The organism is uncultured Haliea sp., from assembly GCF_963973825.1.
Classification (GTDB): domain Bacteria; phylum Pseudomonadota; class Gammaproteobacteria; order Pseudomonadales; family Halieaceae; genus Haliea.
Map to the genome: position 1 here is coordinate 420,820 of NZ_CAXBAE010000002.1, position 19,689 is coordinate 440,508.

The 19,689-nt window shown below is 58.4% G+C and carries 22 protein-coding genes and 3 tRNA genes; 17 read left to right on the forward strand and 8 right to left on the reverse strand.

All coding sequences use genetic code 11. The features are described 5' to 3' along the window. Nucleotides 1–81: 81 nt before the first annotated feature. The 13 genes from AACZ17_RS04410 to AACZ17_RS04470 all read left to right on the forward strand — a co-directional run bounded on the left by AACZ17_RS04410 (nt 82) and on the right by AACZ17_RS04470 (nt 9,070). Nucleotides 82–1,353, forward strand: coding sequence for a site-specific integrase (locus tag AACZ17_RS04410; RefSeq protein WP_290739696.1), 1,272 nt, complete (start codon nt 82–84; stop codon nt 1,351–1,353). After that, a complete protein-coding gene (locus tag AACZ17_RS04415) occupies nt 1,350–1,883 on the forward strand; it encodes a hypothetical protein (RefSeq protein WP_290739698.1) in 534 nt (177 codons plus the stop codon). Before AACZ17_RS04410 ends, AACZ17_RS04415 begins: the two co-directional genes overlap by 4 nt. 125 nt (nt 1,884–2,008) lie before the next feature. Further along, nucleotides 2,009–2,227 carry a hypothetical protein gene (locus tag AACZ17_RS04420; RefSeq protein ID WP_290739701.1) on the forward strand — a complete coding sequence of 73 codons (219 nt, stop codon included), beginning with the start codon at nt 2,009–2,011 and terminating at the stop codon, nt 2,225–2,227. Nucleotides 2,228–2,775: 548 nt separating this feature from the next. Beyond that, on the forward strand, nt 2,776–3,066 hold the full coding sequence (locus AACZ17_RS04425; protein WP_339637794.1) for a hypothetical protein: 291 nt from the start codon (nt 2,776–2,778) through the stop codon (nt 3,064–3,066). Continuing rightward, entirely contained in the window at nt 3,066–3,446 is a 381-nt protein-coding gene (locus AACZ17_RS04430; RefSeq protein ID WP_290739704.1) for a hypothetical protein, read from the forward strand. The genes AACZ17_RS04425 and AACZ17_RS04430 overlap by 1 nt, the downstream gene beginning before the upstream one ends. After that, nucleotides 3,436–4,182 carry a helix-turn-helix domain-containing protein gene (locus AACZ17_RS04435; protein ID WP_339637796.1) on the forward strand — a complete coding sequence of 249 codons (747 nt, stop codon included), beginning with the start codon at nt 3,436–3,438 and terminating at the stop codon, nt 4,180–4,182. Before AACZ17_RS04430 ends, AACZ17_RS04435 begins: the two co-directional genes overlap by 11 nt. A gap of 8 nt (nt 4,183–4,190) precedes the next feature. Beyond that, nucleotides 4,191–4,487, forward strand: a complete 297-nt coding sequence (locus AACZ17_RS04440) for a hypothetical protein (RefSeq protein WP_290739707.1) — start codon at nt 4,191–4,193, stop codon at nt 4,485–4,487. Nucleotides 4,488–4,565: 78 nt separating this feature from the next. Beyond that, nucleotides 4,566–5,624 (forward strand): phage major capsid protein, encoded by a 1,059-nt coding sequence (locus AACZ17_RS04445; RefSeq protein ID WP_339637799.1) that lies wholly within the window; start codon nt 4,566–4,568, stop codon nt 5,622–5,624. A gap of 11 nt (nt 5,625–5,635) precedes the next feature. After that, a complete protein-coding gene (locus AACZ17_RS04450; protein ID WP_339637800.1) occupies nt 5,636–5,968 on the forward strand; it encodes a hypothetical protein in 333 nt (110 codons plus the stop codon). A gap of 3 nt (nt 5,969–5,971) precedes the next feature. Continuing rightward, entirely contained in the window at nt 5,972–6,274 is a 303-nt protein-coding gene (locus AACZ17_RS04455; RefSeq protein ID WP_339637802.1) for a hypothetical protein, read from the forward strand. Further along, nucleotides 6,274–6,537: a hypothetical protein gene (locus AACZ17_RS04460; protein ID WP_290746735.1), complete on the forward strand. Its 264-nt coding sequence runs from the start codon at nt 6,274–6,276 to the stop codon at nt 6,535–6,537. The genes AACZ17_RS04455 and AACZ17_RS04460 overlap by 1 nt, the downstream gene beginning before the upstream one ends. Beyond that, nucleotides 6,537–8,732, forward strand: coding sequence for a phage tail length tape measure family protein (locus AACZ17_RS04465; protein ID WP_290746731.1), 2,196 nt, complete (start codon nt 6,537–6,539; stop codon nt 8,730–8,732). Before AACZ17_RS04460 ends, AACZ17_RS04465 begins: the two co-directional genes overlap by 1 nt. Then, complete coding sequence (locus AACZ17_RS04470) at nt 8,729–9,070, forward strand: hypothetical protein (protein WP_339637805.1); 342 nt, start codon at nt 8,729–8,731, stop codon at nt 9,068–9,070. Before AACZ17_RS04465 ends, AACZ17_RS04470 begins: the two co-directional genes overlap by 4 nt. A gap of 31 nt (nt 9,071–9,101) precedes the next feature. Here the strand turns inward: AACZ17_RS04470 and AACZ17_RS04475 are convergent, their stop codons facing one another. The 4 genes from AACZ17_RS04475 to AACZ17_RS04490 form a co-directional block, all read right to left on the reverse strand. Continuing rightward, the gene (locus tag AACZ17_RS04475; protein ID WP_290746725.1) at nt 9,102–9,425 is read right to left on the reverse strand and encodes a hypothetical protein; all 324 of its coding nucleotides are present in this window, start codon (nt 9,423–9,425) and stop codon (nt 9,102–9,104) included. A gap of 231 nt (nt 9,426–9,656) precedes the next feature. Then, nucleotides 9,657–9,733, reverse strand: a tRNA-Arg gene (locus AACZ17_RS04480). Between the two features lie 169 nt (nt 9,734–9,902). Further along, nucleotides 9,903–9,978: transfer RNA gene (locus AACZ17_RS04485), tRNA-His, on the reverse strand. Between the two features lie 54 nt (nt 9,979–10,032). Next, nucleotides 10,033–10,109, reverse strand: a tRNA-Pro gene (locus tag AACZ17_RS04490). Nucleotides 10,110–10,292: 183 nt separating this feature from the next. On the opposite strand from AACZ17_RS04490, the gene folD reads away from it, so the two are divergent. Continuing rightward, nucleotides 10,293–11,138 (forward strand): bifunctional methylenetetrahydrofolate dehydrogenase/methenyltetrahydrofolate cyclohydrolase FolD, encoded by an 846-nt coding sequence (folD, locus tag AACZ17_RS04495; RefSeq protein ID WP_290746721.1) that lies wholly within the window; start codon nt 10,293–10,295, stop codon nt 11,136–11,138. Nucleotides 11,139–11,152: 14 nt separating this feature from the next. On the opposite strand, the gene cysS is transcribed toward folD, so the two are convergent. Together cysS and AACZ17_RS04505 are read right to left on the reverse strand one after the other, a co-directional pair. Next, nucleotides 11,153–12,529 (reverse strand): cysteine--tRNA ligase, encoded by a 1,377-nt coding sequence (gene cysS, locus AACZ17_RS04500; RefSeq protein WP_290746719.1) that lies wholly within the window; start codon nt 12,527–12,529, stop codon nt 11,153–11,155. Next, the gene (locus AACZ17_RS04505; RefSeq protein WP_290746716.1) at nt 12,526–14,199 is read right to left on the reverse strand and encodes a glutamine--tRNA ligase/YqeY domain fusion protein; all 1,674 of its coding nucleotides are present in this window, start codon (nt 14,197–14,199) and stop codon (nt 12,526–12,528) included. The genes cysS and AACZ17_RS04505 overlap by 4 nt, the downstream gene beginning before the upstream one ends. 253 nt (nt 14,200–14,452) lie before the next feature. On the opposite strand from AACZ17_RS04505, the gene AACZ17_RS04510 reads away from it, so the two are divergent. Both AACZ17_RS04510 and AACZ17_RS04515 read left to right on the forward strand, forming a co-directional pair. Next, the gene (locus AACZ17_RS04510) at nt 14,453–14,950 is read left to right on the forward strand and encodes a peptidylprolyl isomerase (RefSeq protein WP_290746714.1); all 498 of its coding nucleotides are present in this window, start codon (nt 14,453–14,455) and stop codon (nt 14,948–14,950) included. Between the two features lie 17 nt (nt 14,951–14,967). Further along, nucleotides 14,968–15,684 carry a UDP-2,3-diacylglucosamine diphosphatase gene (locus AACZ17_RS04515; RefSeq protein ID WP_290746711.1) on the forward strand — a complete coding sequence of 239 codons (717 nt, stop codon included), beginning with the start codon at nt 14,968–14,970 and terminating at the stop codon, nt 15,682–15,684. A 30-nt stretch (nt 15,685–15,714) separates the two neighbouring features. On the opposite strand, the gene miaE is transcribed toward AACZ17_RS04515, so the two are convergent. After that, entirely contained in the window at nt 15,715–16,332 is a 618-nt protein-coding gene (miaE, locus tag AACZ17_RS04520) for a tRNA isopentenyl-2-thiomethyl-A-37 hydroxylase MiaE (protein WP_290746709.1), read from the reverse strand. Continuing rightward, nucleotides 16,329–16,799 (reverse strand): DUF1289 domain-containing protein, encoded by a 471-nt coding sequence (locus tag AACZ17_RS04525; RefSeq protein WP_290746741.1) that lies wholly within the window; start codon nt 16,797–16,799, stop codon nt 16,329–16,331. The genes miaE and AACZ17_RS04525 overlap by 4 nt, the downstream gene beginning before the upstream one ends. A gap of 194 nt (nt 16,800–16,993) precedes the next feature. On the opposite strand from AACZ17_RS04525, the gene acnB reads away from it, so the two are divergent. Continuing rightward, nucleotides 16,994–19,609 carry a bifunctional aconitate hydratase 2/2-methylisocitrate dehydratase gene (gene acnB / locus AACZ17_RS04530; protein ID WP_290746707.1) on the forward strand — a complete coding sequence of 872 codons (2,616 nt, stop codon included), beginning with the start codon at nt 16,994–16,996 and terminating at the stop codon, nt 19,607–19,609. Nucleotides 19,610–19,689: the final 80 nt, after the last annotated feature.

A 19,689-nucleotide genomic window follows, 5' to 3' on the forward strand; every position in this document is an offset into this window, starting at 1 on the left:
ACCGCTTAAGTTTTTTAGTGTTTGTTGCTATTTGCCGATGTTATACTTCTTTGCACTTACATTGCACTTACGAGGTGCGATATGGCTGCAACCCTAACCGAAAAGACCATACCGAAACTGGCCCCCAAAACCTCAGCCTATGAGGTACGAGACAACGGGGGCAAATCCTCCGTTAAGGGTCTACTCGTTCGAGTGCAACCGAGTGGCCGCAAGACCTTTTATGTCGAGATTAGCCGAGGCAAGCGCGAGCGTATTGGAGATGCCAGCCAACTAACCCTGGCGTTCGCTCGTGAGCGCGCAAAAGAGATCACGGGCATGGCCGCAGGCGGGCATGACTTCCAGGCTGAGCGCAGACAGAAGAAGGTGCTGAAGGATTCCACCCTGCGCAGCTATCTGGAAGGCCCGTTTAAGGTTCACGCTCAAGCCAATATCGCCAGCCACAAGGACATGCTCGCCCGGATCGGCAAGGTCTTCGACCACATCCTCGACAAGCCCATGACGGATATCTCAGAGCTGGACATGGCGAAGTGGCGGCGGGAGCGCAGCAAGGTCTCTCTTGAGACCCAGCGCCGGGAACTGAGCTACCTCAAGGCCGTGCTCAACCACGCAGTCAACAACAAGATGATCCCCGGCCACCAGTTGGGGCAGGTCCGGGTCAAGGGCACGCTCAAGCAAAACGAGGGCGAGGCCAAGGTGCGGTTCCTGTCCGATGCTGAGGAAAAGCGGCTGCGTTCTGCCCTGGATACCAGAGAGCAGGAATTGCGCGATGCCCGAGACCGTATGCGGGCATGGCAACGGGAACGAGGGAAGGCGCTCTCCCCTGCCATTCCAGCCGACCACTATGCAGATCACCTCAAACCCTTGACGTTAGTGGCGCTGAATACCGGGCTGCGACGTGGCGACCTATTTAGCCTCAAGTGGGAGCATGTTGATCTGGAGCGCAGACAGATTCGCAAGATAATCGGCAAAACCTCTCACGCCCGCCGCAAGGCAGGGAAAAAGTTAGAGCCTGCTGTGCTGCCACTGTCTGCGGAGGCCCACAAGGTGCTGGAACAGTGCTACAAACAACGCGGCGACTCTGCCTATGTGTTCCCCTCCCCTATCTCCAACGGCCCGCTAACGGACGTTAAGAAGGGCTTCGAGGCTGTTCTTAATGACGCGAACATTAAGGGCTTTCGGTTCCATGACTTGCGGCACACCTTCGCATCACGATTGGTAATGGCCGGGGTTGATATAAACACCGTGCGGGAGTTGATGACGCACTCAGATATTAAAATGACGCTGGTCTATGCTCACCTAAGCCCGGATCACAAGGCGGCAGCGCTGGATCGTGCATTCGGGGGTGAATCGTGAGATTCGATACCGCCGAAGAAGCATGGAAGTACACCCGCCAAAACAATGAGGACATTTCAGACCCGCGCTGTGCTGGGCGCCAGTTTGAGGCAACGCAACAAGTACACGTCTTCCATGAGAAGCACCTAAAGGGCGACACGACCGCCCTGCCTTACGCCCTGGCCATCTGCGCCCATCACGGCCTTGCCATGCCGAATTGGCTGTCTGAGGTGATCTACAACGGTATCGTGAGCTGGCACAACTTCGAGACAGGAACACTGGATGACGCATTTGGAGTTTCCCGAAAAGGCCGTCGGAAACCGGATGAGTTGAATTACCGCAGGCATCGCGATTCTGTATTCCAAAGAGTACTAGTCCGCGTGCAGGACGGTGAATCCGTTGATGACGAGTTGTTTGAGTTGATTGCCGATGAAATGAACGCTGGGTTCGCCGGCGGTACATGCAAGAGATGGTTCTATCGATACCTCGATGAGTCTCCTGTTGCGCAATCGTTGTACGACCATTGCAAAGGCCCTGCCAGAAAAAAATAACTTTTCATAAAGCGGGCCATTGTTTCAATGTGCAGTAATCGAAAAATTGCTGCACATTACTTGCCTCGGACCACCGCTTAATCTCAACCCCGTAAACAGAAGCAACCTTTTACGGGGGTCACACAATGTCAAAAACCAATGCCAACCACTCGCTGCCGGAGGTGGAGAAGCAAGCGTTCTCCATTGAAGAATGGCGTGCTCGCTGGGGATTCGGTCGCAATTTCACTTATGACCTGATCGCCTCCGGGAAGCTGAAGAGCACCAAGCTGGGCCGCAAGCGAATCATCACCGCTCGCCAAGACCGTGAGTTCGCCGACACAATTGAAGCGGAGGCGAAGCAATGAACGTTGAAGCCCCCTCATTCGCATCAAGCGACCGGCAAGAAGCCCCTTCCAGCGCGCTAGATTCAACGATCAGCACCCGACCCGAATACAACCCCGTAGTGCGGAACATTGGCAATTCTAAGTCGCTAAGAGGCGCTTTAGACGCCATGTGCGCGCATTGCATGGGCTGCACTGCGGATCACCTTGAACCTGGCTTTCGTGAATCAATCCGCGATTGCAGTGCGCCAGCCTGCCCCTTGTGGCAGTTCCGACCCTATCAGCGGAGCGCATAACCATGACCAAGACAATTTTACTTCCCAGCATTGCGCCCGGAATTACTCGCAGCGTCACCGTTGTGCCTGGGCAATACACCTGCCGAATCTTGGTTGATGACGTGGAAGTTCTGAGCCGGATTAAGGGCAGGCCCTGGACCATCGCATTAGACCTAGATGACCTCACGATGGTTGCAGATGCCTGTAGGGGCGCACTCAGACTTTCACGCAAGGCATAAAAAAACGCCAGTTTGCGGCTGGCGTTCAGTGAATTGTCCTAAACGGGAGGACACGCGCATGGTAACACAATCAGACATTCAGTCGGCAGTAGAGGCGGCAAAGGGGGAAACAAAAAGCAGGCAGGCCCATCGACTGGCCGATTATTTAGTCGTGAATGACTCCGCGCTTACTGGCGACATCGCCCGCGACTGTGCAATCGGCAACATATCTGCCGCTGCGAACTTCATACGCCCAGCACTACAAAAGCGCGGTTACACCATCATCGCCAATATGCCAGATAGACCAATCCGCAACAGGTTTGGCGAGCCTTCAATGTCGCACGAATGGCGACTGGTGCGGATTCGCTAATGGCAAAGGGAAAGACATCACTGCCTTTCGACAAGCGCGGCGGAGTTGTGGCCATACAACGGCGGCTGTTGAAGTCACCGGCCTATCTGGGGCTGTCAGTGCAGGCAAAGGTACTGCTGCTCCAAATGCAGGTGCATTGGCGTCCTGACGTGCCGGTCGGCTTCGGCGTCCGTGAGGCTGAGGCAACAGTCCCATGCTCACGAAAGACTGCCATGAATGCGTTCAATGAACTCCGTGAAGCCGGTTTCATCAAGCTGGTGGACGACAGCCTGTTCTGTTCGCGTGCCAAATCCAGAACCCGTACATGGCGTTTGACCTGGCTCCCGTGGGCCTACAAAGCACCGAGCAACGAGTGGGAGCAAGCCAACCATGAAGCCTGAAGTTTCGATTTCTACCGGTGGAAAAACGATACCGCTAGACCCCTTACAGGTGTCGTTTTTACACCATATGACCCGATTTCAGGCGCTACAGGTGTCGTTTTTGACACCGCTAGCCCCTGTTTTGAGCATCTACAGGTGTCGTTTTTACACCACTCCTACATTACCACCACCTATGTCCCTTCAAATCCCTTTAAACCCGCCTCAGAACAGAGCGCGGGTCACCGAGGTCGCGGAGCATGTAGCCAAGCGGAAGGAGTTGTGGGAGGCGAGGGAGCGGCAAAGAGTATCGGCGCAAGTTGAGCCGAAACTAAGCGTCCGAGGCCGAGATGGTGAGGGAAGACCCGAAGGCTTCGCAACCGAGACAGCCAAGGTGGAGCGCAACCAAAAGATTGAGCAGCTTGCCGACCAGGGAAAGAGTCAGCGCGAGATAGCCGCAGAGGTTGGGGTTGATCACAAGACCGTGGGGAAGGCGTTGTCTGGGGAGAAACGGAACAGCGCCGAAATTCCCCAAATCAATCCAACAACAATTCAGCAACCAGAGCAAAAGGAACAGCCGGTAAGTCGTGGGGGGTCCCTGTCGACTCTGGAGGCAACGATGCGGACACCGCGACCAAAGTTAATTTCTCGTATCCACAATTCAGGTCATGGATACATGGGGGGGGATGGTCGCAAAAGAGAGAACGCGAATCCGGACACCGCGCCCGAAGTCTTCTTTTCATTAACTTGTAGTTTTTAGGTGATCGTATGCAAACAATCTGCCCGAACTGCGGCCATCACCTCGCTGAACGCACGAGCGGGGATGATGTGCAGGAATGCGCAGACCGCATCGTTGAATGGGCACGGGATAACGGCGTGCCGCTGATACGCGGGGATCGGCTCAGGCTTGAAGATGCAGCGCGTTACCTTGACCGATCACCTGGCACACTCCGCAACTGGCTGGCGGCAGGCGTCCCACTGCCAGTGGTATCAGTGAACCGCAGGCACTATCTGCCGGTGATGCCGTTTGCCCAGTACCTGGTCGAGAAAATGGCCGAAGACTGAAAAAAAGCTTCACGATACGTCACGACATATCACGCCATATAACGTTCTGATTTCTGTCAACCGCGACCAGGTGGGAAAATGGAAGTGTTCAAAAACACTTTATTTTCAAGCTTAAACGAGGATCACGGGATGCAAATTCAAAAAACAGGCGTACTGTCCGATGCGGCGAGAGCAGGCCGCGCACTGGTAACAACGCTTCTAGTTCAGAACCACCACGAGCGCGAAGCCGACATGGAGCGGCGTTGGCATTGGGACCGGCAACGTACCAAAGCGGCGGTTGGGGCTTTTTCAAGCGGAGACTTTCACAACAGCACTTCAACCAGCGCCGAATTCATGGCCCACCTGACTCGGCAGTCAGTGGTGGCCCGGATCGCGGCCTCGACTATGCGCGTAGGGTTCAACCAGCCGGTTAATTCCCCCTTCAGCGCGTCAGCCGCATGGGTGCCCGAGCTGCACGCCATTCCCGTTTGCTCCCAGAGCTTGGTCAACCACTCCCTGCCGAGTCGCAAGATAGGCGCGGTTACAGTTTTAACTATGGAATCCCTGGAGCAGGAAAACGCGGAGTTCGCACTGCTGGAAGCGCTGTCTGAAGCATGTACAGAGGTGATGGACGCGCAATTCCTCGACCCGGACGCGGTGAGTTCGGAGGCACCGCGCCCGATTACAGCGGATGCCGAAACCATTGTCGCGGGCAGTGATCCCGCTGCCAGTTTCCGGGAGCTGTTGCAGAACTTCCGCAACCTCTCGACCAGCGTCTTGGTAATGCATCCAGAAACCGCAGCGCACTTGAGCTTGACAACTGTGAACGGGGCACACGTATTCCCTGACGTTGGCGTGCTGGGCGGAACAATCTGCGGTCTGCCCGTGATCTGCTCACAGAGCGCGCCCCTCGACTCTACCGGCTCAACCATCACCTTGCTGGACGCTTCTCGCGTTCTCCTGGCAATGGGCGGCGTTTCGATCTCCCGCACTGAATCCGCGTCGATTGAACTTCAGGACGACATTGATTCGGACGGCATGGGCCAAGCGGTATCGCTGTTCCAGAGCAACGCAGTCGCGGCGAAATCCCTGCTGTTCGCTAACTGGAAGCTGCTGGACCCTGACGCCTGCCGCATCCTTGTAGGGGCGAACTGGTGATGGATTTAAAAATGTTTGGAGCGTTTGCCAAGGCTGTTGCGCCGGTCATTCGTGGTCACGTGAAAGACTCCATTGACGCTCACGACCAGGCATTGCGCGCTGAGTTCGCCGCGCTGGAATCCCGCATTGCCAGATTGGAAGCGGAGTCATCGACCGAGAAATCAATTGCAGATTCCTACGATGGCCCGTGGCAGTTCGGCACTGAATACGCGCGCGGTCGCCTTGTGACAGATCGGGGCAGTCTCTGGCTGTCCCTGGGCGACAACGCGAAAAACACTCGCCCTGGTAGCGGCCCTACGTGGCGGCTGGTGAGCAAGAACGGTATCCCGCACACAGGAGAATGACTCATGGCGACACTCGCAGACATATTGTCTAACACCTATTTTCCCCACGTTGTTCGATGCCCCGGTGACTACGCCAAGGCTATTCGTGTACGCCACGTTGGGGGGCAAGGGTATCAAGCTATCCTCGAATGCAAGTCTGGTCACACCATCGCAGAGGACTTCGCAGTGCCGGATACGCTGCCCGTCTGTGACGCAGTTATCGCAAGCTTGAACGCAATGCTGTTTCGGGGAACCGCCCTCATTGATGCCGCCATTGATGCTGCGCTGAAGAAGCACATCCCTGGTAAACCCGAGGTGGTCCACTGATGAGCGGGCCAAGATTCCAGCGTGACGGATACCTCATTGAGCGCGGCGAGCCAAGCACTTGCCGAGCGTTTCTGGCGGCACGCGAGAAAGCCCATGCGGCGGGGTTTCGACTGTACTGCACCGGAGATTCCGATGCTAAGTATTGGTTGGCTCGACCGCTGGCAACAGCGCGACTGTTTGAGACCGACGACCTGGATCATATCGCGCAGTACATCAATGCCCGACTGACGACGAACGCAGACCCCATTGAGGAGAGTCGCTAATGGCTTCAAAATCTCTGGGAACATTGACCCTCGACCTGGTTGCCAAAACAGCCGGGTTTGTGCAGGGAATGAGCAAGGCAGAGCGTGAGTCTGCAAAGTGGAAGCGCAACGTCAAGAAGAACATTGACGAGACCGGCAGGGCACTGAAGAACCTTTCGATCATTGCGTCAGGGGCTTTGGCTGCGTCATTTGGTGCCGTTGTTGCGGCAAGTGCGAGGCAGGAGGCCGCGATAAAGCAGGTAGAGCAACGCCTTATATCCACGGGTAATGCAGCCGGGAAAACGTCAGAGGGCCTGCAAAAGGTTGCATCAGAGCTACAGAGAACCACTACGTTTGGCGATGAGTCTGTGCTTGAGATGCAGTCCATTTTGCTGACGTTCACCAACATCCGTGGTGAAATATTTGACAGAACTCTGCCAGCTATTCTTGACCTAAGCACAGCAATGGGTAGCGACCTAAAGTCATCGGCGCTTCAGCTCGGCAAGGCATTGAATGACCCTGTTAAGGGCGTTTCAGCTTTGGCTGAGTCTGGCATTCAGTTTACTGATTCGCAAAAGAAGATAATTTCGCAGATGGTTAGCACTGGCGATACCGCTGGCGCTCAAACCATGATCCTTAAAGAGCTTGAGACTCAGTTTGGCGGCGCTGCTACAGCCGCTGCGGATACGTTTGGCGGTGCACTGAAGCAGGTGCAGAATGCGTTCGGTGACCTGTTGGAGAACCCTTCCGGGCTTGAGGCAAACAAGGAGGCTCTGAAGGAGTTTGCCGACTTCCTGCAAGACCCTGCGATCGTCAAGGCTGCGAATGATTTAACGTCAGCACTAATCAAAGGGTTCGGTGAGGTCGCGGCGTCGATTAGAACCACGGTAGGCCTATTCCAGTTTCTCGGTGAAGAGTTCGCGGCGATCACCAGCGGCGCGGCGAGTGATGATCTGGTTAGGCTGCAAAATGAATTGGCCAAGGCACGCAGCGCGCTGGAAAACCCGAGCGAGAGAATACGGATCGGTGGCCCAGGTGGATGGATAGCGTACTACAACGAAGACGAACTGCGAGCGGAGATAGCGGAGCTTGAGGCCGCCATTGATGCCGAGGTTGAACGCCTCTCCAGAAAATACCGCGAATCCCTGCTTCAAGACATAGTGCCGCAGGGCGCGAGAGTGACAGGCTCAATTCTCGCTCCAGTTGTAGATGACCTTGAAAAGATCAGTGTCATCGCCAAGAAGCGGGAGATGCCTGAATACATCAAGGAGGCGCTAGACCTTCAAATTGAGTACCAGCGCCTTGTTGGCGCACTCCGTACCGATGAGGAGGTTGTGCTAGACACCCTCCGGGAGCGCCTTAATCTGCTGGAGCGCATCAATGCGGCCTATGGTGATGCCAAGCCTGGACAGGGTGAGGCGCGCGCACGCTCCATTGGTGCCGCGTTCGGCGGTGATGCTCCTGACTACAGTGGATTATCTCCCGAGATTGGCGGGGCGTTCTCAGAATTCAAGCGTATCGAGGATGCGAGGGAACAACTGGAGGATTGGTATTCGGACAAGATTGATCTACTGCGCGAAGCGAGAGAGCAGGAATTAATCACACAAGACGAATACAACTCCCTTGAACTTGCTCAGGCCCAAAAGCATCAAGACGCTCTCGCTGAGATTGAGCAGGCGAGGCAGTACGTTGCACTGGCTACGGCTGAAGAGACATTCGGCAGCCTGGCTGACATTGCCAAGCAATTTGCGGGTGAGCAGTCGGACGCCTACAAGGTTCTGTTTGCCTTTGAGAAGGGCGTAGCCATTGCCCGGTCTATCATAGCCATTCAAACCGCAATCGCTCAGGCGGCAGCCTCTGGCCCCTTCCCGGCGAACCTTGCCGCTATGGCGACCGTTGCCGCTCAGACCGCTTCGATTATCGCCAACATCCAGTCTGCCAGCATCGCGGGGCAGGCTCACGACGGGATGATGTCAGTCCCCAAAACGGGAACTTACATTCTGGAGAAGGGTGAGCGCGTTGTGTCGGCTGAGACCACCAAGAAGATGGATCAAAAACTAGATGGTTTTGGCAGTGATCCGCAGGTCAATCTGCGTGTTATCAACGCCTATGATTCAAGCGTGATGCAGGAATACATGGGGTCTTCGGAGGGTGAGCGGATCGTGATGAACCACGTGAAGCGCAACGCCAAGGCATTACGATCAATTGTGACTTGATTCTGGGGGCTGAAGTGGGCGATGTAATACGGTTAAAGGCGAAACCGAAAGGCGCTGACAAGTTCGTAGAAGAGAAAACCAAGTTTCTGATTTCCCAAGGCTATTCCGCTAATGATGTCTCACGGGTTATGTCTGAATTTCGAGAGTATCTGCCCGCCGAGGTAGTCGAATTTGAGGTCAATCTACCGGGCAGTTTGGGTTTGTCGGATCAACAATCCGAGGCCATTACCGAATTGGTTAACAAGCACTTCATTGAGATATCCGATTACCACGGGCAAGCGCAGGATGCACTGCTGCACACAATCCTGGGGCTTCTAGTTCGGGAGTTAGGCTATTGAGCCAAGTTGCGCCCCCCGAAGGGGGCGGAGGTTAGGCGGCAGACTGGTGATTGTCTGTTGACTCATTTTCTCGGTGCCATGTTGGTGGCATAAACCATTTATCCGCATCGCCCTTCCAGCATCCACCGTGGGCGTCCGCGATGTAACCGATAGTCTGAGCAAGGTTTCTGGCAGCGTCGAGATATACATCCAACATCCGCATGCTCTCTTCTACGTGCTCTGGTTTGGTGTTCAGTTGCACGACCGCCTCTACACAAATCTCATGGAGCGAATTCGCCTTCTGGGCTATTTCGTCCATCGCGATGCGAGTTTGCTCAAGGGTTGGGGTTTTTGCGGTAGTATCGTTGGTAGCCATGTGGCACCTCCTGGTTAGGTGTGGCGTGGTTAGGTCTCCTGGAGTGCTCCAACACTTCAGGGGACCGCTTTACCTTAGACCTGCTTCTCGGCAAGGTCAATCACCATAACGCCAATGTTTCACTTACGCCGTGGAAGCGGAATCGCTGCACTTAAACTGCACTTACGGATGAATTGCGCGAGAGAAGAGAAGGCGTTACTGGGAATTTATCGTTTAAATTCAGTGATTTAGTGGCAGGGGCAGAAGGACTCGAACCCTCGACCTACGGCTTAGAAGGCCGTTGCTCTATCCAGCTGAGCTATACCCCCAAAAAGGCAATTGAACGCTTGCCAAGCCTACCGCTCGACCGCGTAACGTGGCACCTGAGCCATGACCGAAGTGGAACGCCCCGGACGCCGCGGCCGCGAGTATAGCATCCGGTCGACAGGTTTCCAGCTTGCGTGGCCGAAGTCTGGTGGCACATGAGGCAGGAGGGAGTGGGGTGGCCGACGGGTCTTGAACCCGCTACCTCCGGAGTCACAATCCGGTGCTCTACCAGGTGAGCTACGGCCACCACTGCAAAAGGGCTGAAAACAACACAACCAACTCGACAACCGTGGCCAATAGTTGGTCGGGGTAGAGAGATTCGAACTCCCGACATCCTGCTCCCAAAGCAGGCGCGCTACCAGACTGCGCTATACCCCGATATTCTGTCTGGACCAAACTGCGGCCCGTTTTCAGGGGGCGAATGATACTCAGCCCCCGGCAGGGCGTCAACGTCAGTTTGGTCATAATATCTCCCTTTCGCCCCGCCCTCCTCTCCCATTCGGCGCGTGCGCATGGGACAATAGCGGCCCGCTCGCAACTTCAAACACAGGATACAGACCCATGTCAGCACTGGTTCTGGACGGCAAGGCTCTCGCGGCCAAAACCGAAGCCGAACTGCTCGCGCGCGTCGAGCAACTCAAGGCCCGCTCAGGCGGCAAAACACCAATTCTCGCCACGATACTGGTGGGTGACGATCCGGCCTCCGCGACCTACGTGAAAATGAAAGGGAACGCCTGTCGTCGCGTGGGCATGGAATCCCTGGCGGTTGAACTTCCCTCAACCACCAGCACGGATGAGCTGCTGGAGGAGATTGCCCGGCTGAATGCCAACCCCGATGTGCACGGCATCCTGTTGCAGCACCCGGTGCCCGCCCAGATCGACGAGCGCGCCTGTTTCGACGCCATCGCGCTGGAGAAAGATGTCGACGGTGTCACCTGCCTGGGTTTCGGCCGCATGGCGATGGGCGAGGAGGCGTACGGCTGCGCCACGCCACAGGGCATCATGAGGATGCTGGAGAGCTATGGCGTTGCGATTGAAGGCAAACACGCTGTGGTGGTGGGTCGCAGCCCTATTCTGGGCAAGCCCATGGCGATGATGCTCTTGCAGAAAAACGCGACCGTGACCATTTGTCACTCCAGGACACAGGGTTTGCCGGCGTTGATCGCCCAGGCCGACATTCTGGTGGGTGCGGTTGGCAAACCCGAGTTTATCAAGGCGGCCTGGGTCAAACCCGGCGCGGTAGTGGTGGATGCGGGCTACCACCCTGGCGGCGTCGGCGACATCGAACTGGCACCCCTGCTGGATACCGCCAGTGCCTACACGCCGGTTCCCGGCGGTGTCGGGCCGATGACCATCAACACGTTGATCATGCAGACCGTGGAATCCGGCGAGAAGTCCCTGGGCTGAACCTTCGCGGACCCTCAGGCCCTGCGCCAGAGGGTCCCCTCGCGGCCATCCTCCAGTTCAACGCCCGCGTCCAGCAGCTGCTGGCGAATGGCATCGGCACGTGCATAGTCCTTGTCCTGTTTAGCGGCCTGGCGCTCGGCGATAAGTGCTTCAATCGCCTCGGGCGCAATGTCATCGGCCGCTGCGCCGCCCTGCAGCCATGCCTCGGGCGCCTGCTGCAGAATGCCCAACAGCCTCCCCGCCGCCAGCAGCCGCGCTTTCAGACGGGGCTTGTCAGCGTCGGCAGCCTTGTGCAGTTGCTTGGCCAGCGCGTGCAGTTCGGCAATCGCCAGCGGCGTGTTCAGGTCGTCTTCCAGGGCGCCATAGAACCCCTCAGCCGAGAGATCGATGTCATCGCTCTCCGATACGTCCTGCACACCGCGCAAGGCAGTGTAAAAACTATCCAGGTTGGCCTCCGCCTGCGCCAGGAGATCGGTGGAGAAGTTCAGTGGTGAGCGGTAGTGTGCTGAGAGCAATGCGAAACGCAGCACCTCCCCGCGATAATGTGCCAGCAGTTCACGCACTGTGCGGAAATTGCCCAGCGACTTGGACATCTTTTCACCGTCGATATCCAGGTAGGCGTTGTGCATCCAATAGCGCACGTAATCACCACCGTGAGCGCAGCGGCTTTGCGCGATTTCGTTTTCGTGGTGCGGGAAAATCAGGTCGCGGCCGCCGCCGTGAATATCAATGGTTTCGCCAAGGTGCGCGCGAATCATGGCAGAACACTCGAGGTGCCACCCAGGCCGGCCGCGACCCCAGGGGCTGTCCCAGCCGGGATCTTCAGCAGATGCCGGTTTCCAGAGTACGAAGTCACCCGGGTGGCGCTTGTAGTCGGCGACCTCCACGCGCGCGCCTGCCAGCATGTCGTCAAGTGACCGCCCGGAAAGGCGGCCGTAATCCGGCATGGATTCCACGGCAAACAGCACATGGCCCTCGCTGACATAGGCATGGCCCTTGGCCAGCAGGGTTTCGGTGAGCGCAATCATGCCGTCGATGTGGTGTGTGGCATGTGGCTCGAGCGTCGGCGGCAAGGCGTTCAGTGCCGCCATATCCTCGCGATATTTGTCGGTAAACTCCGCGGTGACGTCCTCGATGCCGCGCCCGCTGTCCCGCGCGGCGGCGATGATTTTGTCATCGACATCGGTGATGTTGCGTGCGTAGATCACCTCGCGGTACCGGGTCTGCAGCAGCCGGAACAGAACATCGAACACCACCACCGGGCGCGCGTTACCGATGTGCGCCAGGTTGTAGACCGTAGGGCCACACACGTACATGGTGACGCGGTCGGGCTGCAGTGGCTCAAATACCTCCTTGCGCGCACTCAGGGTGTTGTACAGCACAATGCTCATGCATCCTCCCCTGCCGCCGCCCAGGTGTCCCTAAGCCCTATCGTGCGGTTGAACACCGGATTTTCCGGCGTATGGTCGAAGCGGTCAGCAACGAAGTAACCTTCCCGCTCAAACTGAAAACCCTGTTCCGGCCTGGCGGCGGCGAGTGCCGGTTCAATCCAGGCGCCCTCGACGATCTGCAGTGACGCGGGATTCAGCCACTCCAGATAGGCGTTATCACTACGATCCGGTGCCTCATGCGTAAACAGGCGATCATACAGGCGCACAGTGGCACGGCGCCCCTCGCTGGCAGACACCCACTGGATCACGCCCTTCGGTTTGACGCCATCGGCCGGATCGTTACCCAACGTCCCGGGGATGGTCTGCGCGTGCACGGCGATGATCTCTCCCGCCTCATCCCTGATCACCTCGGTCGCTTCGATGACATAGGCATTGCGCAGGCGAACGCGCTTGCCGAGCACCAGCCGCTTGTATTTCTTGTTGGCCTCTTCCCGGAAATCATCCGCATCGATGTACAGCTCGCGGGTAAAGGGCACCTCGCGGCTGCCCAGATCCTCCCGGCTCGGGTGCGAAGCCGCAGTAAGGACTTCGCGATGCGCTTCCGGAAGATCGGTGAGAATCACCTTGAGCGGGTTGAGCACGCACATGCCACGCGGCGCGTTGGTATTCAGGTCATCGCGAATCGCATGCTCCAGCATTGCGACATCAACCACGCCGTCGCTGCGGGTCACGCCGATCATGTCGCAAAACGTGCGGATCGAGGCCGGGGTGAAGCCGCGTCGGCGCATCCCTGCAATGGTTGGCATGCGCGGGTCATCCCAGCCGCTGACAATGCCTTCGTCCACCAGCGCCTTGAGTTTGCGCTTGCTGGTGACGGTGTAATTCAGGTTGAGGCGCCCGAATTCGTACTGACGTGGCCGCGTCGGTACCGGCAGGTGTTCGATCAACCAATCGTACAGAGGGCGATGATCTTCGAACTCGAGGGTGCAGATCGAGTGGGTGACGCCCTCGATAGCGTCTTCCTGCCCATGGGCGAAGTCATAGGTGGGATAGATCACCCAGGCATCGCCGGTCTGGTGATGAGGCACCTTGCGAATGCGATAGAGAATCGGATCGCGCAGATTCATATTGGGCGATGCCATATCGATGCGGGCGCGCAGTACACGGCTGCCCTCCTCGAACTCACCCGCGCGCATGCGCTGAAGCAGGTCGAGATTTTCTTCCACAGAGCGACCGCGGAACGGACTGTTCCGGCCGGGTTCAGTCAGTGTGCCGCGGTACTCACGGGCCTGCTCCGCATTCAGGTCACACACATAGGCATCACCATTTCGCACCAGGTGCAGGGCCCACTCAAAAAACTGCTCGAAATACGCGGAGGCAAAGCGCACATCACCCGCCCACTGGTAGCCCAGCCAGCGCACATCTTCCTGGATCGCGTCGATGAATTCCTGGCTCTCCTTTTCCGGGTTGGTGTCATCGAAACGGAGGTGGCAGTGCCCGCCGAAACGCTCAGCGAGGCCAAAATTCAGGCAGATCGACTTCGCGTGGCCCACGTGCAGATAGCCGTTGGGCTCCGGCGGGAAACGAGTGACCACGGTCTGCACCCGGCCGGCCGCGAGATCGTCCGCGATGACCGTGTGAAGGAAATTGTTGCCAGGTTTGGTATCCATGCCGCCTTTGCTTCCCAAAAGCCGCGCATTATAGCCCCAGAGGCCCGACGCGTGCAGCTATACTCTGGTGGCTCGGGCGAGTATTCGCAGGCACCTGTGACAGCCCGCGCAGACACTGGCCGAATACGATGGCAAAAGTGTGCCCTAATGCCAAACGCACGCCGTGTGTTTTACAGGCAGGCAAAAGTCCGTATCATTGCGCTCTCTTTTTTCAATCGAGTTTTTCACTCCCTAACAAGGCGGCGTACCTGCAATGGTTATCATTAAAACGACCTTCGGCGACATCACTCTCACTCTCGACGCAGACAAGGCCCCCGTCACCGTGGCGAATTTCCTCAAGCACGCGCGTGAAGGGTCCTATGACGGCACCATTTTCCACCGTGTTATCGACAATTTCATGATCCAGGGCGGCGGCTTTGACACCGAGATGCGCCAGAAGCCGGCGGGTGAACCGATCCAGAATGAAGCGGACAATGGCCTCAAAAACGACTTCGGCACCATTGCCATGGCACGCACCATGGACCCACACTCGGCCACGACGCAATTCTTCATCAATGTCAAGGACAACGACTTTCTCAACCATAGCGGCAAGAACATGCAGGGCTGGGGTTATGCGGTGTTTGGCAAGGTCACAGGTGGTGAAGAGGTACTGCACAAGATTCGTGTGCTGCCCACCACCAGCCGCAGCGGACACCAGGACGTGCCCGTTGACCCCGTGATCATTGAGACGATCGAAATCGTCGAAGACTGACTCTCAGGCACGCAGCAGTGAGCGCGACCTACCTGATCTCGGACCTGCACCTTGAGTCCACCCGCCCGGCAACGGTGCGGGCACTGCGGCGCTTTCTGCTGGACCATCAGGACTGCGACGCGCTGTACATCCTCGGCGATCTGTTCGAGGTGTGGATCGGCGACGACGATGACACACCGCTTGCTGCAGAGGTCACGGAAATGCTGCGCCGCTTCTCCGCTGCCGGGCCCAGGCTCTACCTGCTGCCCGGCAACCGGGACTTCCTGCTCGGGCGTGACTTCTGCGGCGCCGTTGGCGGCAAATTGCTGCGCGACCCCCGCGTGGTAAACCTCTACGGCACCCCCACGCTGCTCATGCACGGCGACAGCCTGTGTACCCGGGATACGGAATACCAGGCCTTCCGCAAGACAACGCGTTCAGCAGCCTGGCAGACCGAACTGCTGGCACGCAGCCTGGAGGAGCGCCGCGCGCTGGCTCGGGAGCTGCGCAATCGCAGCCGCGAAGCCAACAGCAACAAGGCAGAAGACATCATGGATGTCACACCAAGCGAGGTTGAACGCGCTTTGCTCGACCACGAGGTGCAGTGCATGGTGCACGGTCACACCCACCGCCCGGCACGCCACGAACACGCGGCAGGGGTGCGCTGGGTACTGGGGGACTGGGACCAGTCAGGCTGGTACCTGAAGGCCTCACCTGATGGCTTTAGCCTGCATAGTTTCGATATAAAACAATAACTTAATAAACTTTATTAATCTTGTTTCCAGCTATCGCCCGGCGGGTACACCGCTGTGGAAGCGGAACTCCACGTCACTGCCGGTAATGAGAGCGGTCTCTACCGCCTTCAACTGCTCAAGGCGCTCGGTGATTTCTGCTGCGGATGCGAGGTCACTCGCCAGCGCGAGATAATCCTCGAAATGGCGTGCCTCTGATTTCAGCAGAGAGGCGTAAAACTGCGCCAGCTCGGCATCCAGGTGCGGAATCAAGGCCGCGAATCGTTCACAGGAACGGGCTTCAATCAGGGCGCCGACCAGCAGCGTATCCACCAGCCGGCCAGGCTCATTGCCACGCACCTCCGCCCGCAGACCTGCGGCGTAGCGTGAGGCCGAGAGCTGCGGATACGCCAGCTTGCGCCGCTGCATAATGGCAAAAACCTGCTCGAAATGGCGCAGCTCCTCCCGCGCCAGACGGGACAGCTTTTGCAGCAGGCGCGGGTATTCCACATAGCGGTACATCAGATTAAGCGCCGTGGATGCCGCCTTCTTCTCGCAGTTGGCGTGATCTACCAGCAATGTCTGTGGATGTTCCAGTGCCCATTCTACCCAGGCGTCTGGCGTCGCACAGGGAAGAAATGCGCGCACCGGCCCCAACAGCGCCTCCGTCATGAGGTTATGCTGCCGAAGAGGTCAGGGGTGCGCATATACCGCTCATAGTGTGCTTCCGAAAGGATATAGAACTCCCGATCGATGAGGTCGCGTAGCTGGGGCAGTCCCAGGCGGGCGTGGCTGGCATGCACTTCGAAACCGAAATCCGCCGGCCGATCAATCTGGCCCGCCCCCGCCTTCAGCAGGCTGAATACCCAGCAATACTCGTCATGTTCGGGGTTGTAGCGCAGCTGCTGCACCTGCAGTTGCCAGGCGAGCAGTGGCTTGTCGATCACCGTCAGGGCATTGCGCACACACTGCGAGAGGAAACAGGAAAGACGCCCATCTATGGCCCGCTTCTGCTCATCGCTGTAGCTGTTCCAGTGAATCACTTCGTGACTGAACCGTTTGCAACCCCGACAAACGGCATCACCGATGCCCGTCGAGCAGACGCCGATGCAGGGTGTCTTGACCGCAGGTTTGCGCATAATCAGGAAAAACAGAGGGGCTGACAACAAGCGAAAAGTGTACGTCATCAGCCTGCTGAATGCACGGTATAAGCGTTTGATTTATTTATCTTAAACAGCCTCTGGGATATACTTCCGCCGCACATCAGCGCGCAGTCACGGCGGCCGCAGGGCCCCTGCTGTGCCTCCCCGACACCGTAACAAGGAGTTTTACCGTGTTAGACGCCTACCGCGAACACGTGGCCGAACGGGCCGCCCTCAACATTCCGCCCAAGCCCCTGAGCGCCGAGCAGGTCGCCGCACTGGTTGAGCTCCTGAAAAACCCGCCCGCCGGCGAAGAGGCCTTTCTTCTCGACCTGATTACCAACCGCGTTCCACCGGGCGTGGACGAGGCGGCCTACGTCAAGGCCGGGTTTCTCTCCGCCATTGTGCAGGGCCAGGCCAGCAGCCCGCTGATCGACCCTCAAACCGCGGTCGCCCTGCTCGGCAACATGCACGGCGGTTACAACATTGAGGCACTGGTGGGCCTGCTGACGGACGAGAATCTGGGCGCACTGGCGGCGAAAGAGCTCAAGCACACGCTGCTGGTGTTTGATGCGTTCCACGATGTCGAAGAGCTCGCGAAGGGCGGCAATGCAAACGCCCAGGCGGTGATGCAGGCCTGGGCCGAGGGCGAGTGGTTCACCAACCGTCCGGCCGTGCCTGAGTCCATCAAGGTGTCTGTGTTCAAGGTCACTGGCGAAACCAACACGGATGACCTCTCCCCTGCTCCTGATGCCTGGTCGCGTCCCGACATCCCCCTGCACGCCCTGGCCATGTACAAAATGACCCGCGACGGGCTCACACCCGAAGAACACGGCGTGACCGGCCCGATGAAGCAGATTGCGGCCCTCCAGGACAAGGGTTTGCCGGTTGCCTTCGTGGGTGACGTTGTCGGCACCGGCTCCTCGCGCAAGTCCGCGACAAACTCGGTACTCTGGTTCTTCGGCGAGGACATGCCAGGCGTGCCCAACAAGCGCGGCGGCGGTATCTGCATCGGTGGCAAGGTTGCCCCCATTTTCTACAACACGATGGAAGACGCTGGCGCTCTGGTATTTGAGGCGCCCGTGGACGACCTGCACATGGGCGACGTGATCGAGGTGCGCCCCTACGAGGGCAAGATCCTTTCTGAAACCGGCGCCGTACTGTCCGAATTCAGCCTCAAGTCCGAGGTGTTGCTGGACGAAGTGCGCGCCGGCGGCCGGATCAACCTGATCATCGGTCGCGGCCTGACCGCGCGGGCCCGGGAATCGCTGGGCCTGGCGCCCACAGACCTGTTCCGCCGCCCCGAGCAGCCTGCAGACAGCGACAAGGGCTTCACCCTGGCGCAGAAAATGGTCGGCAAGGCCTGTGGTATGCAGGGCATCCGTCCCGGCACCTACTGCGAGCCGCGCATGACGACCGTCGGCTCCCAGGACACCACAGGGCCCATGACCCGCGATGAGCTGAAGGACCTTGCCTGCCTGGGCTTCTCCGCCGACCTGGTCATGCAGTCGTTCTGCCACACAGCAGCGTATCCGAAGCCTGTGGACATCGACACGCAGCACACCCTGCCAGATTTCATCATGACCCGCGGCGGCGTGTCCCTGCGCCCGGGTGACGGCATCATTCACAGCTGGCTGAACCGCATGCTGCTGCCTGACACTGTAGGCACCGGCGGCGACAGCCACACCCGCTTCCCCATGGGAATTTCCTTCCCGGCCGGCTCGGGCCTGGTGGCGTTTGCGGCGGCAACCGGCGTCATGCCGCTGGACATGCCGGAATCCGTTCTGGTGCGCTTCAAGGGTGACATGCAACCGGGTATCACCCTGCGCGACCTCGTGCACGCCATCCCCTACTACGCCATCCAGGAAGGCCTGCTGACGGTGGAGAAGAAAGGCAAGAAGAACATCTTCTCCGGGCGTATCCTCGAAATCGAAGGCCTCAAGGGCCTGACGGTCGAGCAGGCGTTCGAGCTCTCTGACGCCTCTGCCGAGCGCTCAGCGGCGGGTTGCACCATTGCCCTGGATGAGGACACCATTGCCGAGTACCTGCGCTCCAACGTGGTGCTGCTGCGCTCGATGATTGCCGAAGGGTACGGCGACAGCCGCACCCTGGAGCGTCGCGCCGCGAAGATGGAAGAGTGGCTGGCGAATCCGAGCCTGATGACCGCCGATGCGGACGCCGAGTATGCTGCCGTGATCGAGATCGATCTCGCCCAGCTGCGCGAGCCGATCGTGTGCGCGCCCAACGACCCGGACGATGCCCGCTTGCTGTCCGACGTAGCCGGCGACAAGGTCGATGAGGTCTTCATTGGCAGCTGCATGACCAACATCGGCCACTTCCGTGCGGCTGGCAAACTGCTCGACCAGCACAAGGGCGGCATCTCCACGCGCATGTGGATATCGCCACCTACCCGCATGGACGAGCATCTGCTGATGGAGGAAGGCTACTACAACATCTTCGGCCGCGCGGGCGCCCGCACCGAGATGCCGGGTTGTTCACTGTGCATGGGCAACCAGGCACGTGTCGCACCCAACAGTACAGTGCTCTCGACGTCGACGCGCAACTTCCCCAACCGCCTCGGTGACGGTGCCAACGTGTACCTGACCTCCGCCGAGCTGGCCGCCGTTGGTGCCATCCTGGGCAAACTGCCGACTCCGGCGGAGTACCTGGAGTACGCCAGCCGTCTGGACGCGATGTCATCGGAGATCTATCGCTACATGAACTTCGACCAGATCGTCGAGTTCCAGAAGAGCGCCGAGGAAGGCAAGCGCATCTCGGCGGTACAGATCGATACCGTCTCGGCCTGAGCCTCTTCAGTCGGTGCGCGGCCCGCTGTAATGGGCCGCACATCGGGACACAAAAAAGCCGGCAATTACGCCGGCTTTTT

What these genes read in the sequence shown, in the direction of transcription:
- AACZ17_RS04525 (WP_290746741.1), bottom strand. Translation starts at nt 16,799, where the DNA reads ATGCGCAAACCTGCGGTCAAGACACCCTGCATCGGCGTCTGCTCGACG.
- AACZ17_RS04510 (WP_290746714.1), top strand. Translation starts at nt 14,453, where the DNA reads ATGGTTATCATTAAAACGACCTTCGGCGACATCACTCTCACTCTCGAC.
- miaE (WP_290746709.1), bottom strand. Translation starts at nt 16,332, where the DNA reads ATGACGGAGGCGCTGTTGGGGCCGGTGCGCGCATTTCTTCCCTGTGCG.
- cysS (WP_290746719.1), bottom strand. Translation starts at nt 12,529, where the DNA reads ATGAGCATTGTGCTGTACAACACCCTGAGTGCGCGCAAGGAGGTATTT.
- AACZ17_RS04450 (WP_339637800.1), top strand. Translation starts at nt 5,636, where the DNA reads ATGTTTGGAGCGTTTGCCAAGGCTGTTGCGCCGGTCATTCGTGGTCAC.
- AACZ17_RS04435 (WP_339637796.1), top strand. Translation starts at nt 3,436, where the DNA reads ATGAAGCCTGAAGTTTCGATTTCTACCGGTGGAAAAACGATACCGCTA.
- AACZ17_RS04425 (WP_339637794.1), top strand. Translation starts at nt 2,776, where the DNA reads ATGGTAACACAATCAGACATTCAGTCGGCAGTAGAGGCGGCAAAGGGG.
- folD (WP_290746721.1), top strand. Translation starts at nt 10,293, where the DNA reads ATGTCAGCACTGGTTCTGGACGGCAAGGCTCTCGCGGCCAAAACCGAA.
- AACZ17_RS04455 (WP_339637802.1), top strand. Translation starts at nt 5,972, where the DNA reads ATGGCGACACTCGCAGACATATTGTCTAACACCTATTTTCCCCACGTT.
- AACZ17_RS04505 (WP_290746716.1), bottom strand. Translation starts at nt 14,199, where the DNA reads ATGGATACCAAACCTGGCAACAATTTCCTTCACACGGTCATCGCGGAC.
- AACZ17_RS04460 (WP_290746735.1), top strand. Translation starts at nt 6,274, where the DNA reads ATGAGCGGGCCAAGATTCCAGCGTGACGGATACCTCATTGAGCGCGGC.
- AACZ17_RS04445 (WP_339637799.1), top strand. Translation starts at nt 4,566, where the DNA reads ATGGAAGTGTTCAAAAACACTTTATTTTCAAGCTTAAACGAGGATCAC.
- AACZ17_RS04465 (WP_290746731.1), top strand. Translation starts at nt 6,537, where the DNA reads ATGGCTTCAAAATCTCTGGGAACATTGACCCTCGACCTGGTTGCCAAA.
- AACZ17_RS04420 (WP_290739701.1), top strand. Translation starts at nt 2,009, where the DNA reads ATGTCAAAAACCAATGCCAACCACTCGCTGCCGGAGGTGGAGAAGCAA.
- AACZ17_RS04440 (WP_290739707.1), top strand. Translation starts at nt 4,191, where the DNA reads ATGCAAACAATCTGCCCGAACTGCGGCCATCACCTCGCTGAACGCACG.
- AACZ17_RS04430 (WP_290739704.1), top strand. Translation starts at nt 3,066, where the DNA reads ATGGCAAAGGGAAAGACATCACTGCCTTTCGACAAGCGCGGCGGAGTT.
- AACZ17_RS04410 (WP_290739696.1), top strand. Translation starts at nt 82, where the DNA reads ATGGCTGCAACCCTAACCGAAAAGACCATACCGAAACTGGCCCCCAAA.
- AACZ17_RS04475 (WP_290746725.1), bottom strand. Translation starts at nt 9,425, where the DNA reads ATGGCTACCAACGATACTACCGCAAAAACCCCAACCCTTGAGCAAACT.